The organism is Bradyrhizobium sp. USDA 3240 (genome assembly GCF_054063295.1).
Window position 1 is genome coordinate 6,643,863 of record NZ_JBSSGD010000002.1, and the last position, 13,160, is coordinate 6,657,022.

The following is a 13,160-nucleotide window of genomic DNA, read 5'->3' on the forward strand; positions in this document are numbered from 1 at the left end:
GCTCGGTGTGGTGTCGCGCAGCCACGTGCAATGCGGCCTTGCGGGCGGCTTTGCACAACTGTGCCACGGCAAGGCGCAGGCGCTGCGGCGCATGCGGGCGGGCGACTGGTTGATCTATTATTCGCCGACGATCGAAATGGGCGGCGAAGCGCTGCGCGCATTCACGGCGATCGGCCGGATCGCCGATGACGAGGTTTACAAATACGATATGGGCGGCGGCTTCGTGCCGTTTCGCCGCCGCGTGCGCTACGAGGCCGCACGTGAGGTGATGCTGGACGATCTCAAGGACCGCCTCGCGCTCTGTGCTTCCCCAAACTGGGGCATGGCCCTGCGTCGGGGACATCTGTTGCTGACACCAGGTGATTTTGCCACCATTGCGCGCGCCATGGACGTGAGAGGTACCGTGGCGGCATGAAGACGCGAAAACCCACCGATCCGCCGTTGCCGACGCGCTTTTCCGGCCCGGCCGAGAGCCCGGGCTTCCTGCTGTGGCGCGTCTCCAACGCCTGGCAGCGCCGCCAGCGTGCGGCGCTGCAGCCACTCGGCCTGACACATTCCCAGTTCGTCATCCTGGCCTGCGCTACCTGGTTCGGCGAGAAGGAGACCTTGACTCAGGCGCGGATCGGCGAACTCACCGGTGTCGATCCGATGACGACATCGCAAATTGTGCGCTCGCTCGAATCCCTGAAATATCTGACGCGACGGACGCACCCCGACGATCCGCGTGCGAAGATGATCGTCGTCACCAGCGCCGGGCGCGCACTGGCGCAGAGGGCCGTGGTGGTCGTCGAGCAAACCGATGCCGCCTTCTTTCGTGCGGTTGCCGATGATGCGGGCGGCCTCGTCAAGCTCCTGCAGGCGCTCGCAAAGGACGAATAGCGCGCGGGGCAGGCTGTTCGCCCATCCCGCGCGCCGATCGCCGAACCTGACTTTCTACTTCGGCAATGCCACCGGCGTCAGCTTGAACGGGCCGGGGTCCTTGCCCTTGTTGTCACCGATCACGTAGGACAGCTTGCCCTCGGCGACCCAGCCGACGTCTCCGATCTGCGTCACCGAGACTGGCTCGGCCAGGCCATCCTTGATGGTGTCGATGGTGGCCTCGCTGCCCTTCACCGTGACCTTGTCGAGCTTGCCGTTGCCCTCGATCAGCAGGAGACCGCCGCCATGGGCGCGCAGCGCGTCGGCATGGTCGAGCGGCCGCGACGGCTTCAGCTCCGTCACCGCGCCCGCCTTGCCGTCCTTGATTTCGATCTTGAACAGCTTGGCCGGAACGAAGGTCGTGACATAGAGGTTGCCGTCGGCGCCGATCGCGATGCCGTCGAGCCCGACGCCGTCCTTGGCCGGCGCGAGCTGCGGGTCGGTGGCGAACGCCGCCAGCGCGGTGCCGCCCGGCTTCAGGCTGTAGACGATCGGCGTGAAGGAATCGCTGACATAGGCGGTGCCGTCGGCGCCGACCACGATGTCGTTGCAAAGCGATTTCGGATCGCTCAGGGCAAAGCTGCCTTTCGGCGCGCCGCTCTTGAGATCGAAGGTCTTCAGCCAGGCGCCCTTGGTGTCGCTCGGCCCGGCGACGCCGAAGCCAGAGATGTCGTTGGAGCAGACATAGAGCGTGCCGCTCTTCTCGTCGGCGAGTACGCCGAGCGTCGAGCGGCTGTCGCCGGCACCCGGCTTGACGAGTTGCTCGGCCTTGCCGCTGGAAATCTTCGTTACGCCGCCGAGGTTGAAGCTGCCGACGTAAAGCGTCCCGTCGGAGGTCGAGGTCACGCTCTCCGGGAAACTCTTGTCGGGAACTCCGACCGGAGTGGTTTCGGCGCGCGCTATGCCGGCCGTGCCGAGCGCAAGGATAATGGCCGCTAGCGATGCGCGGCGGATCTTGAGCAGTTCTCCCGTTGCGCGCGGATGTCCCGCGTCGCCATTCATTTTTATCATGATCGCGTTTCCTCAATGAACCTGGTTGGACCAGGCAGGAATTGTGAGGCGATCGTCTCCGGTCGATGGTTGTTGTCTGCAGGGTTCCCGACCGGATTGTTCACCCGCCTGCCTTGTCGTCTCGATATATACGATAGTATATAGCGTGAGGGAAGCAGCGATGGCCGGAGGGCTCGGCATGGAACGGGAGTTGGCGGCGTGCCACCAATGCGTGTGCTGCGGTGGTGTCATCGACGGGCTCGCCGACGATGGTGCGATCGGATTCGAACGACGGATCGGCTTGTTTACGGATGAATGTGCGTTCGTCTGCAACGAATGCACCACGAGCCTGATCGCGGCAGCAGCACGGCGCAGACAGGAACCGGTTCGGCGGAAGTCGTAGGGCGGGGGCTCTCAATCCCGTCATTGCGAGCAAAGCAATCCATCCATCCGTTTGCTCGCGGATAGATGGATTGCTTCGTCGCTTCGCTCCTCGCAATGACGAAGTTGCTGCGGAACTTAGTCCGGGCTAAAACGCGTCGTAGACCAGTTTCCGAAACGCCGGCGTGATGCGCTGGCGTTCGTTCTGGGTCTGCTCGAGCATGATGTAGATCATGTCGAGCTTCGGATCGACGCCGAAATAGGTGCCGCTGCCGCTGTCCCATTTCAATTCGCCGATCGAGCCGGGCGGCGGTGGCCTGGCAATGCCGGGATCGGTGCGCACAGCGATGCCGTAACCGTAACCGAAACCGTCGCCAGGGAAGTACCAATAGTCGCGGCCGACCCCGGAGCCCGGTCCGATATGATCCGTTGTCATGGTCTTGAAGGCGGCAGGGCTGAGATAGCGCTTGCCGTCGAGCTGGCCGCCATTGAGCAGCATTTGCGCGAAGCGCGCATAATCGAGGATGGTCGACACCAGGCCGCCGCCGCCGGATTCCCACTCCGGATGCGCGCGCCGGTCGTTCTCCCCCGCGATCAGGATCGTGTCCGAGGGCAATGGTTCGGCCAGCCGCGTCCGTTCGGTTTCCGCATCGAGCACATATCTGGTGTCGTTCATCTTCAGGGGATCGAAGATGCGCTCCTTCTCGAACTGATAGAGCGACTTGCCCACGACGATCTCGACCACCCGGCCGAGCACGTCGGTGGAATGACCGTAGCGCCACATCGTGCCAGGCTGCCGCGACAGCGGCAGCTTGGCTAGCCGCGCCACGAATTCCTTGTTGTCGAACTTGCCGTCGAACAGATGTCCGTTGCGGTAGAGCTTCTGGATCCAGTCGGCGCCGATATATTCGTAGGTGATGCCCGAGGTGTGCCGCATCAGGTCCTCGATCGTGACCGGGCGGATCGGCGGCACCAGCTCGAGCTTGCCGAGATCGTTGCCGCCATCCGGCTCGATACCGACCTTCACGTCGGCGAACGCCGGAATGTATTTCGACAGCGGGTCCTGCGGCGACAGCTTCCCTTCGTCGACCAGCATCATTGCGGCGGTGTTGGTGATCGGTTTGGTCATCGAATGCAGCGCGAACATCGTGTCCGGCCGCATCGGCGACTTGGTCGTGACGTCGCGATAGCCGAAGGTCTTCAGATAGACCGGTTTTCCGTGCTGCTGGATCAGGATGGCGGCGCCTGGAATTTTTCCTGTCGCGACCTCGTTGTCGAAGAACGCGGTGATGCGTTCGAGCTTCTCCGGCGATGGGGCAGGGGCGTCGGTGGCGTGGGCCGCGCTAGATGTGACAAGTGCAAGACTCCCGATCGCGGTCGCAGCCCCGCGAAGCGTCCGCACGGCACGCCGCGCTGTCCGGTCATATCTGCACGACATTGAAAAGCCCGCCCCTGCCTGATGCCATGAACGCCGCGGTTTTAGCGCAGGCGCCCCCGCACCATAATCATTTTCGGGCGAGTTTATTCCCTAACGATGGTCGAAATTCATACAATCTGCGTGGCGCCGACCGGCGTGCGCACGGCATTCGACAGCACCTGCAGCGCCTGGCTCAGCTCGGCACGGTTGCGGGCGGCACCGAGCGAGACGCGGAGGCCGCGCGGCGCGGCATCGCCTGCCGCAAAGGCGTCTTCGCCGACCACCGCGAGACCGTTGCGCATCAGATGCGACAGCAGGTCGGTGCCGTCGAAATGTTTCGGCAGCGGCATCCAGAGATGGTGGCTCGCCGGCCGCGCCGCATAGGCGACGCCTTTGAGGAAGCGGGCCGCGAGCTGCTGGCGCGCGGCCGCCTCGTTGCGGATAGCGCGGATGATGTCAGCGGCGACGCCGGAGCGCAGCCATTGCGTGACCAGCGCGACCATCAGCGATGGCGGCATCTGCATGGTGGCCTGCATGCCGGCGCGCATCCGTTGCTCGGCGTTCGCATCGGGCGCCAGCAGATAGGCAACGCGCAAGGCCGGTGCGATGCATTTCGCAATGCTCGCGGCAAGGTAGGTGCGTTCGGGGATCAGCGTGGCGATCGGCGCCACCTGTGGTTCGAGCGGGCCGTAGACGTCGTCCTCGATCAGGATGCAGCCGCGCTTCCTGATGATGTCGGCGATCGCCTTGCGCCGCGCTGCGCCCATCGTCGCCGTGGTCGGGTTCTGCTGCGTCGGCACCAGATACACCGCCTTCGGCTTGTGCTTGCGGCAGGCCTCGTCGAGCGCGTCGGGACGGGCGCCCTCGGCGTCCATCGCAACGCCGACGAGGCGGACGTCGAGCCGCGCCGCAGCCGCCTTGATGCCGGGAAACGTCAACGCCTCCGTCACCACGACATCGCCGGGCGAGGTCAGCGCCAGCAGCGCGTTGAAGATGATCGCCTGCGAACCCGGACAGATCACGATGCGGTCGGCCGATGCATTCGGCACGCGCGGCGCGAGCCACGCGGCGCCGACCTCGCGCTCGTCGGCGGTGCCGCCGGGACGCGTATAACCGAGATAGGCTGAAAATCCGGCCTCGGAGCGAATGGTCGCAAGTCCCTGCGCGATGCGCAGATCGAGATTGGCCTCCACCGGCTGCGGCGGCAAATTCATCGACAGGTCGATGTTGACCGGCGCTGATAGCTCGGATGCAGCGCGCGCCGTGGTCTCCGAGACGAAGGTGCCCTGGCCGACGCGGGCGTCGAGCAGCCCGCGCCGCCGTGCCTCGCCATAGGCGCGCGTCACCGTGGTGAGATCGATATCGAGCGCCGACGCCAGCGCGCGATGGGTCGGCAGGCGCTGGCCGCGGGCCAGCCGGCCGCTCGCGATGTCGGCGGCGAGCGCATCGACGATGCGCAGGAACATTGGGCCGTGCCATTCCGAAACTGTAGGGATCCAATCCATGCAATCCAGCGCTTTGTCTTTGATTGTATGCTCAAAAATTCATATTGTATGGATCATCAGATCAGGTCAAGGACAACGACAATGACCGAGACGGTTTCCCTGCCAAAGGCGATGTGGCGCGGTTTTACGATGAAGTGCCCGAACTGCGGACGCGGCCATCTGTTCGGCCGCTTCCTCAAGGTGGCGGATCATTGCGAGGCGTGCGGCGAGGATTTCACCCCGCAGCGCGCGGACGATTTCCCGGCCTATCTCGTGATCGTGGTGGTCGGCCACGTCGTGGTGCCGGCGTTGCTCTGGATGGAAATGACCTACGCGCCGCCGGCCTGGCTGCAACTGGCGATCTGGCTGCCGTTCACGCTGTTCAGCGCGCTGGGACTGCTGCAGCCGACGAAGGGCGCGATCGTCGGCTTGCAATGGCAGCTGGGAATGGAGGGGTTTGCGGCGACGCGGCGTGCAGCGGCGCCGGTGCGAAGCAATGCCGGGCGAGCTCGCGAAGCCTGAAACCAACCACGGAAGTGTAGCCCGGATGAAGCGAAGCGTGATCCGGGACAGTTTTGCCCGCACGACGAACCCCGGATTGCGCTTCGCTGCATCCGGGCTACGGATCGTCAAATCGGATGGTGATGCGGCCGGAACATGCGGCCCTTTTCCGTCACCAGCACCACGGCAAGCGCGGCCAGCGTGCAGAGGAAGAAGCCGGTGGCGAACGGCAGCAGCGTGCCGTCGTAATCCTGGCCGATCGTGGTGCCGACGCCGATCCCGAGCAGGGTGGTGATGGTACCATAGAGCGAGGACGCGGTGCCGGCGATCTTTCCTTGCGGCTCCATCGCGAGTGCGGTGAAGTTCGCCATCATCAGCCCGAACGCGAACATCATCAGGCCGGCCAGCACCATGAACAGCGGCAGCGACAGCGTGTCGGTCTTCACTGCGAGGAACAGCGCGCCGGCGACGACGGCAAAGCCGGTCAGCGCGGCGTGCGAGATCACGCGCATGCCGATGCGGCCGACGATGCGCGAATTGAGGAAGCCGGCAATCGCGACGCCGACCGCGCAGGCGGCGAAGGCGACCGGGAAGTAATGTCCGAGCTTGAAGACCTCGGTGAAGATCTGCTGCGAGGAGAACACGAAGGCAAACAGCGAGCCCTGCACGCCGCCGGCGGCGAGCGCGTAGCCGAGCGTCTGGCGGTTGGTGATGGTCTGGCGGAACGCGGACAGCACCTCGGGGATCGCCAGCGACTTGCGCAATTCGAGCGGCAGCGTCTCCGGCATCCGCATCGCGCTCCAGGCGAGCGCGATCACGCCATAGATCATCAAGAGCACGAAGATGCCGCGCCAGTGCGTCAGCAGCATCACCGCCTGGCCGAATGACGGCGCGATCACGGGCACCGCGATGAACACCATCATGGCAAGCGACATCACGCTCGCCATCCGCCGTCCGGCGTAGCAGTCGCGCACAATTGACGTCGCGATCACGCGGGTTGCCGCGGTGCCGAGCCCTTGCAGCGCGCGCGCCAAGAGCAACGTCTCGAACGAGGGCGCCATGATCGCGAGCAGGCCGGCGATGGTGTAGACGGCCATGCCGCCGAGCAGCACCGGGCGGCGGCCGAAGCGGTCCGACAGCGGGCCCATTACGAACTGGCCGACGCCGAAGCCGACCAGGAAGATCGACAGCACCATCTGCGGACGATTGGCGTCGGCGATCTGGAACGCAGAGCGGATGTTCGGCAGCGCCGGCAGCATCATGTCCATCGCCAGCGGGTTCAGCGCCATGATGGAGGCAATGACGACGACGAATTCCGGAAAGCCCATCGGGCGGTGGCCTGAGGACACCCAGGCATCGGCATTGATGTCAGACACTTAAAACCTCTTGGAGACTCCCAGCATAGCGGCCTTGCTGCATTGCACAATCGGCGTTTTGGGATGGGAGACCGTCGGCGGCGGGTGAGGTAGCCGGGTCATGGAACCGGCTCCAAGGCCATGGGTTGGCGCATTATCGTTGCTGGTGCAACTATTTTCCTCGTCCCGCGCCGGAAGCTCTGCTATCCCGGTACCAGCATCCGTGCGGGGCAGGCGCATCGCGGCCGATCACGCCCGTACGGCCAAGAACGGGTTTGGGGAGGCCACATGTCCATCGAAATCTCCGCGCACTCGCGCGGCGCGACGCTGTCGGATGAGGAGCGCAAGGTCCTCACAGCAACGCTCGTCGGCACCACCATCGAGTGGTACGACTTCTTCGTCTACGCCCAGGCGGCGGGCCTGGTGTTCGGCGCACTGTTCTTCGCGCCGATGAACGCGAACAATCCGCTGCTGGCACAGATCATCTCGTTCGCGACGCTCGGCCTCTCATTCCTGTTCCGTCCGCTCGGGGCCATCGTCTGTGGTCATCTCGGCGATCGCTTCGGCCGCAAGAACATGCTGGTCGTCACGCTGCTCTTGATGGGCGCTGCGACTGCGCTGGTTGGTCTGCTGCCGACCTATGCGCAGATCGGCGCCTGGGCGCCGGCACTCCTTATTCTGCTCCGCATCCTGCAGGGCTTCTCGGCCGGTGGCGAGTGGGGCGGCGCGGCGCTGATGTCGGTGGAATCGGCACCACGCGACAAGCGCAGCTTCTTCGGCTCGTTCCCGCAGATCGGCACGCCGCTCGGCATGATCCTGGCAACCGGCGTGCTGTGGGTGCTGACGGCTACGCTCGGCAAGCAGGCGATGATCGAATGGGGCTGGCGGATTCCGTTCCTGCTCTCGATCCTCCTGATCGTCGTCGGCATCGTGATCCGCCGCACGGTCGAAGAGTCTCCGGTATTCCTGGCGATGCAGCGGCGGCACAAGGAATCCTCCGCGCCGCTACGGGAGCTGATGCGCAATCACAGCAAGGAGATTTTGCGTACCGCGTTGATCTTCATGGCCAACAATGCGGCCGGTTACATCCTGATCGCGTTCATCATCAGCTACGGCACCAACACGCTGAAGATGCCATCCGAGCAGCTGCTGCTGATCGGCACGCTGGCGGCAGTGAGCTGGTTCATCTTCACGCTGCTCGGCGGCATCCTCGGCGACAAGATCGGCCGCGTGCGCTGCTTCCAGATCGGCTACACCCTGATGGTGCTGTGGGCGGTGCCGATGTGGTTCCTGATCGACAGCAAGAATCTGCTGCTGTTCTTCATCAGCGCCGTCGGCCTCACCATTGCGCTCGGCCTGTCCTATGGCCCGCAGGCGGCACTCTATGCCGAGCTGTTTCCGGCCAAGGTGCGCTATTCCGGCGTCTCGATCGGCTACGCGCTCGGCGCCATCTTCGGCGGCGCCTTCGCGCCGATGATCGCGCAGTGGATCATCGGCACCTACGGCCAGTCCTGGCGCGTCGGCGTCTATATCGCGGTGCTGTCGTTGATCTCGCTGATCACGGTGTCGACGATCAAGGATCCGCAGGGCGTCGATCTCAACGTGAACGACGCGGGGGCGTGAGCACTCCAGCGCGGACTGCCAGCTGGATCCGTCATTGCGAGGAGCGATAGCGACGAAGCAATCCATTGATCCGCATATGCGGCGCGATGGATTGCTTCGCTGCGCTCGCAATGACCGTGATGATCACCCCAGGAGCATCGCCGGCCATCCCAGCCCGCAACATCGGGTGCCGCCACTCAGATGCGGGCGCCGCGGTTGTAGCCGTCGACGAGTTGATTGTAGTCGCGCATCAGCCGGGCCGGCGATCCTTCCACCATCCAGCCGGCGCCAGCGTTGCTCAGCATCATCTTCTCGCCGGAGCTGTAAGGCACCTTGTCGCGAACGCGGGCATCAGCTGCTTCGCCGTGGTGAGGAATGATTTGGCGCTGCCGATGAACATCGAGCCGAGCTTGACGTCGCCGCCCTTGCCCGAGGCCTCCTCGGTTGCCTTCACCGTGGCCTCAAAGTCGTTGAGCGCCTGGGTGATCGCGTCGAGGTCGGGTTTGTCGGCCTGTTGTGTGCGAAGCACGCGCTTGGCCTGGATCATCACGGCCTCGACATAGTAGTGCGACTTGCGGCCTTCGCTCGCCTCGATCGCGGCAAGCTGCTCGGCTGCGCGATTGTCATTGATTGCCTCGACGCCGACGCGCAGCGCCTTGTCGGCACCGGCAAACGCATCCCATGCCGCGACCAGGCGCGGATGCAGCGCCTTGCCCTTGGCCATCTTGTCGTCCTTGTAGTTCTCCTGGGTGTAGTAGTTGTCCGCCTCCTTCAACAGCGGCTCGAGCGTGGTGACGGCCGCAACATATGCATTCGCCGCGGCTTCGAGCCCGGCATCATGCGGGTCCATTGCATTGGCGGCTGCGACGCCCGCCTTGCAGTCGGATGTGTCGTAGATCGTGTAGGTGCCGTAGATGATCCGCTCCTTGCCAGTGGGACCGCTTTTGGCGGCCCAGGAAAAGTAGCGTTCGCGGGATTCGTACGATCGCGCCGAGAGACGGTTGATGCACCCGACATAGGCGTTCACCTTTTGAGTCAATTGCGCGGAGGAGGCGCTTGCCGATGACGCGGGCGGGGACTGTTGGGCGGCAGCCGGTTCGAGAAGCGCAACGATGGCTGCAATCACAAGGAAAGAGGTATTTCGCATCGGGAGTTTGCCCTTATCTCGGCCGCCTCAGCCTAGGAAAATAATGTGACAGCAGAAGATTACGTCACGAGCCTCCGCCGAGGCCGCGCGGCACATTATCGATAGATTTATTTGTCGGCTACGGGCCGAAAGCCACTACCGCCCGAACCTGGCGATCACGGGCGCGCCTACTTGATTCCGAGCAGCGCCTTCAGCTTCTTGACCGCGCTGTCGGGCGTCGTCAGCACCTCGCGGCCGGTGACCTCGGCGACGCGCTCGGCCGCCGGCGCCATGCTGTATTGCGCGAGCGCGATCAGATCGCAGTCGCGCAAATCCTTCGCGGCCTCGACCACGATGCGATCATGCTCGGCGCGGTCGCCGCGATCGAGCGCCGCCAGCGCGCCCTCGGCGAGTTTCGGCACCAGCGTGACCGAGGATGGAAACTCCGGCGGCATCGACACCAGCGTCGGCGGGAAGGTCGAGAGCAGGCCGATGCGCTTTCCCTTCGCGACCGCCTGTTCGATCATCGCCTCGTTCGGCCTCAGCACCGGCATCGGCGCATTCGCGCGCGCCACCGCCTCGATGCAGGGGCCGAACGCCGAGCAGGTGAAGAGAATGCCGTTGGCACCGGTGCTTGCCGCATAGCGGCCCATGGTGAGGAAGCGCTCGGTCATGCGCTCGCTGAGCTTGCCGTCGCGCGCAAGGTCGGCCGACAGGCTGTCGTCGAGCAGGTTCATCAGCCGCGCCTCCGGCCAATGTTTTGCGAATGACGCCTCGATCGGCACGATCGAGTGCTTTAGGGCGTGAATGAGCGTGATGCGCATGGGGTTGCTACTGCCTCTGCCTTCTCTCCCTCTCCCCGCCCTTCGCGGGGAGAGAGCAGGGGTGAGGGGCTCTATCGTCGTAACAAGTCAGAGGGGGATATGCGGAGGCTCCCTCTCATCCGTCATTCAAGCTGCGCTTGAACGACGACCTCTCCCCGCGAGCGGGAGAGGTAACAAGAAGCGTTACTTGAACGGGATCGCATACATCAAGCCACCCTTGCTCCAGGTGCCGTTGAGGCCGCGTTCGAGCTTCAGGGGGCTCGCCTTGCCGACATTGCGCTCGAAGATCTCGCCGTAATTGCCGCCGGCCTTGATCGCCGCGACCAGCCATTTGTTGTCGAGGCCGAGCCGCGAGCCGAGATCGCCGGACGCGCCGAGCAGGCGCTGGATCGCCGGGACCTGCGACTTCGTCATTTCGTCGACATTGGCCTGCGTCACGCCGAGCTCTTCGGCTTCGACCAGGCCGTAATGCAGCCAGGTGATGATGTCGCTCCAGACCTCGTCGCCGTTGCGGGTGAACGGGCCGAGCGGCTCCTTGCTGATGGTCTGAGGCAGCACGACATAGTCGTCGGCCTTCGGCGCCGCGGTCGCGACCGCGCCGGCGAGCGCGGATGCGTCCTGGGTCATGGCATCGCAGCGGCCGCCGAAGAAGGTCTGGTACATGGTGTCGGGGCGATCGAACACCAAAGGCTTCCAGTCGATGCCGTTGGCGCGACCGTAGTCGCCGAGCGTCACCTCATGCGTGGTGCCCTGCGCGACGCAGACGGTGGCGCCCTTGAGATCCTTCAGCTCCTTCACGCCGAGGTCCTTCTTCACCACAAAACCCTGACCGTCGTAGAAATTGACGGGGCCCTGGCGCAGGCCGAGCGTGGTGCCGCGCAGATAGGTCTGCGTCGAGTTGCGGTACAGCACGTCGATCTCGCCGGATTGCAGCGCGGTGAAGCGGTTCTGCGCGGTCAGCGCGACGTAGCGCACCTTGTTGGCATCGCCGAGCACGCCTGCGGCGAGCGCGCGGCAATAGTCGACATCGAGGCCCTTGAAATTACCCTGCGAGTCCGGCGCCGAGAAGCCGGCAAAGCCGGTCGAAACGCCGCACACCAGCGTGCCGCGCTGCTTGATGGTGTCGAGCGTCGCCGCGCTTGCGCTCGCGATGCCTGCGACGAGAACAGCTGTCGTGATCAATCCCCTGTACATTTTACACCTCCTGCTAATGACCAATGTCCTTGAGCGCGCTGTCTACCGCAGCGCCTAGTCTTTCGACGATCATGTCGATGTCGCCGGAAGTTGCGATATAGGGCGGGGCGAGCAGCACATGGTCGCCGCGCTGGCCGTCAGCGGTGCCGCCGGACGGATAGCAGCCGAGCCCGCCGGTGAAGGCCGTGGACTTGATCCGCTGATGCAACTTCAGCTTGGGGTCGAACGGCTGCCGCGTGCCGCGGTCGGCGACCAGCTCGATCCCCCAGAACAGGCCGCGGCCCCTGATGTCGCCGACATGGCGGTGATTGCCGAAGCGCTCGGTGAGCCGCTGCTCGAGCTGGCGGCCGCGCGCCTTGACCTGATCGAGTAGCTTCTCCTCGCTGATCACCTTCTGCACCTCGAGCGCGGCGGCGCAGGCGAGCGGATGCGCCAGATAAGTGTGGCCGTGCTGGAACGCGCCGGAGCCGTTGCGCACGGTGTCGACGATGGCGCCGCTCGCAAGCATCGCACCGATCGGCTGGTAGCCGCCGCCGAGGCCCTTGGCGACCGCCTGGATGTCCGGCGAGATGCCTTCCTGTTCCCACGCATGCAGCGTACCGGTGCGGCCCATGCCGCACATCACCTCGTCGAGGATCAACAGCGCGCCGTGGCGGTTGCAGACCTCGCGCACCGCCTTGAAGTAGCCTTCCGGCGCCGGCACGCAGCCAGCGGTGGCGCCGACCACGGGCTCGGCGATGAAGGCCGCAACATTCTCGGGGCCGAGCCGCTGGAATTCCGCCTCGAGCTCAGCGGCGAGCCGCGCGACGAACGCGGCCTCCGATTCATCGTCGCGCTTCTCGTGATAGGCAAAAGCCGGCGTGACGTGACTGAACGAGGGCGACAGCAGCGGCGCATAGGGCTCGCGGCGCCAGGCATTGCCGCCGGCCGACAGCGCGCCGAGCGTGTTGCCGTGATAGCTCTGGCGGCGCGCGATGAAGCGGGCGCGCTTCGGCTCGCCGCGCTCGATGAAATATTGTCGCGCCAGCTTGATCGAGGCCTCGATTGCCTCCGACCCGCCGCTGACGAAGTAGACATAGCCGAGGCCGCCGGGCTCGTGGCCGACCAGCCGCTCGGCGAGCTCCTCCGCGGGCTCGGAGGAGAAGAAGCCGGTATGCGCATAGGCAATTTTTGAAGCCTGCTTGACGATCGCGGCCAGGATGCGCGGGTGCTGATGCCCGAGGCAGGAGACGGCGGCGCCGCCGGAGGAATCGAGAATGCGGTGGCCGTCTTCCGCAATCAGCCAGACGCCGTCACCGCCGATTGCCTTCGGCGGGGTCTCGCGCAGGCTGCGATGCATCACGCGGCTCTTGTTGGCTGCCATGATAC

General features: G+C 64.9%; 12 protein-coding genes and 1 pseudogene. 5 read left to right on the forward strand and 8 right to left on the reverse strand.

Going from position 1 to position 13,160, the window contains the following annotated elements:
- Positions 1–10 precede the first annotated feature (10 nt).
- Together ACVIGA_RS32160 and ACVIGA_RS32165 are read left to right on the forward strand one after the other, a co-directional pair.
- Entirely contained in the window at positions 11–415 is a 405-nt protein-coding gene (locus ACVIGA_RS32160; RefSeq protein ID WP_456669154.1) for an EVE domain-containing protein, read from the forward strand.
- Positions 412–879 (forward strand): MarR family winged helix-turn-helix transcriptional regulator, encoded by a 468-nt coding sequence (locus tag ACVIGA_RS32165; protein WP_456669155.1) that lies wholly within the window; start codon positions 412–414, stop codon positions 877–879. Before ACVIGA_RS32160 ends, ACVIGA_RS32165 begins: the two co-directional genes overlap by 4 nt.
- A gap of 54 nt (positions 880–933) precedes the next feature.
- On the opposite strand, the gene ACVIGA_RS32170 is transcribed toward ACVIGA_RS32165, so the two are convergent.
- Entirely contained in the window at positions 934–1,929 is a 996-nt protein-coding gene (locus ACVIGA_RS32170) for a hypothetical protein (protein ID WP_456669156.1), read from the reverse strand.
- A 178-nt stretch (positions 1,930–2,107) separates the two neighbouring features.
- Here ACVIGA_RS32170 and ACVIGA_RS32175 point away from each other — a divergent pair, with 178 nt between their 5' ends.
- A complete protein-coding gene (locus ACVIGA_RS32175; protein WP_456669157.1) occupies positions 2,108–2,311 on the forward strand; it encodes a hypothetical protein in 204 nt (67 codons plus the stop codon).
- A 126-nt stretch (positions 2,312–2,437) separates the two neighbouring features.
- On the opposite strand, the gene ACVIGA_RS32180 is transcribed toward ACVIGA_RS32175, so the two are convergent.
- Together ACVIGA_RS32180 and ACVIGA_RS32185 are read right to left on the reverse strand one after the other, a co-directional pair.
- Positions 2,438–3,727 carry a serine hydrolase domain-containing protein gene (locus tag ACVIGA_RS32180; RefSeq protein WP_456669158.1) on the reverse strand — a complete coding sequence of 430 codons (1,290 nt, stop codon included), beginning with the start codon at positions 3,725–3,727 and terminating at the stop codon, positions 2,438–2,440.
- Between the two features lie 107 nt (positions 3,728–3,834).
- Positions 3,835–5,172 (reverse strand): aminotransferase-like domain-containing protein, encoded by a 1,338-nt coding sequence (locus tag ACVIGA_RS32185; protein WP_456669159.1) that lies wholly within the window; start codon positions 5,170–5,172, stop codon positions 3,835–3,837.
- Between the two features lie 120 nt (positions 5,173–5,292).
- Between ACVIGA_RS32185 and ACVIGA_RS32190 the strand changes: the two genes are divergently transcribed.
- Complete coding sequence (locus ACVIGA_RS32190; RefSeq protein WP_456669160.1) at positions 5,293–5,712, forward strand: DUF983 domain-containing protein; 420 nt, start codon at positions 5,293–5,295, stop codon at positions 5,710–5,712.
- A 107-nt stretch (positions 5,713–5,819) separates the two neighbouring features.
- Here ACVIGA_RS32190 and ACVIGA_RS32195 read toward each other — a convergent pair whose 3' ends face one another.
- Positions 5,820–7,019, reverse strand: a complete 1,200-nt coding sequence (locus ACVIGA_RS32195; RefSeq protein ID WP_456670937.1) for a multidrug effflux MFS transporter — start codon at positions 7,017–7,019, stop codon at positions 5,820–5,822.
- A gap of 315 nt (positions 7,020–7,334) precedes the next feature.
- On the opposite strand from ACVIGA_RS32195, the gene ACVIGA_RS32200 reads away from it, so the two are divergent.
- Positions 7,335–8,669: an MFS transporter gene (locus ACVIGA_RS32200; RefSeq protein WP_456669161.1), complete on the forward strand. Its 1,335-nt coding sequence runs from the start codon at positions 7,335–7,337 to the stop codon at positions 8,667–8,669.
- A gap of 176 nt (positions 8,670–8,845) precedes the next feature.
- Here the strand turns inward: ACVIGA_RS32200 and ACVIGA_RS32205 are convergent.
- The 4 genes and pseudogenes from ACVIGA_RS32205 to ACVIGA_RS32220 all read right to left on the reverse strand — a co-directional run bounded on the left by ACVIGA_RS32205 (position 8,846) and on the right by ACVIGA_RS32220 (position 13,155).
- Positions 8,846–9,795, reverse strand: a pseudogene (locus ACVIGA_RS32205) (YiiG family protein).
- A gap of 167 nt (positions 9,796–9,962) precedes the next feature.
- Positions 9,963–10,598, reverse strand: coding sequence for an aspartate/glutamate racemase family protein (locus ACVIGA_RS32210; RefSeq protein ID WP_456669162.1), 636 nt, complete (start codon positions 10,596–10,598; stop codon positions 9,963–9,965).
- A 183-nt stretch (positions 10,599–10,781) separates the two neighbouring features.
- Positions 10,782–11,792 carry an amino acid ABC transporter substrate-binding protein gene (locus ACVIGA_RS32215; RefSeq protein WP_223969915.1) on the reverse strand — a complete coding sequence of 337 codons (1,011 nt, stop codon included), beginning with the start codon at positions 11,790–11,792 and terminating at the stop codon, positions 10,782–10,784.
- 13 nt (positions 11,793–11,805) lie between these two features.
- Positions 11,806–13,155 (reverse strand): aspartate aminotransferase family protein, encoded by a 1,350-nt coding sequence (locus ACVIGA_RS32220; protein ID WP_456669163.1) that lies wholly within the window; start codon positions 13,153–13,155, stop codon positions 11,806–11,808.
- Positions 13,156–13,160: the final 5 nt, after the last annotated feature.

Bases quoted from the DNA above. Each gene is read 5' to 3' on its own strand.
- ACVIGA_RS32175 (WP_456669157.1), top strand. From the start codon at position 2,108: ATGGAACGGGAGTTGGCGGCGTGCCACCAATGCGTGTGCTGCGGTGGT.
- ACVIGA_RS32210 (WP_456669162.1), bottom strand. From the start codon at position 10,598: ATGCGCATCACGCTCATTCACGCCCTAAAGCACTCGATCGTGCCGATC.
- ACVIGA_RS32180 (WP_456669158.1), bottom strand. From the start codon at position 3,727: ATGTCGTGCAGATATGACCGGACAGCGCGGCGTGCCGTGCGGACGCTT.
- ACVIGA_RS32220 (WP_456669163.1), bottom strand. From the start codon at position 13,155: ATGGCAGCCAACAAGAGCCGCGTGATGCATCGCAGCCTGCGCGAGACC.
- ACVIGA_RS32185 (WP_456669159.1), bottom strand. From the start codon at position 5,172: ATGTTCCTGCGCATCGTCGATGCGCTCGCCGCCGACATCGCGAGCGGC.
- ACVIGA_RS32165 (WP_456669155.1), top strand. From the start codon at position 412: ATGAAGACGCGAAAACCCACCGATCCGCCGTTGCCGACGCGCTTTTCC.
- ACVIGA_RS32215 (WP_223969915.1), bottom strand. From the start codon at position 11,792: ATGTACAGGGGATTGATCACGACAGCTGTTCTCGTCGCAGGCATCGCG.
- ACVIGA_RS32195 (WP_456670937.1), bottom strand. From the start codon at position 7,019: ATGGGCTTTCCGGAATTCGTCGTCGTCATTGCCTCCATCATGGCGCTG.
- ACVIGA_RS32200 (WP_456669161.1), top strand. From the start codon at position 7,335: ATGTCCATCGAAATCTCCGCGCACTCGCGCGGCGCGACGCTGTCGGAT.
- ACVIGA_RS32190 (WP_456669160.1), top strand. From the start codon at position 5,293: ATGACCGAGACGGTTTCCCTGCCAAAGGCGATGTGGCGCGGTTTTACG.
- ACVIGA_RS32170 (WP_456669156.1), bottom strand. From the start codon at position 1,929: ATGATAAAAATGAATGGCGACGCGGGACATCCGCGCGCAACGGGAGAA.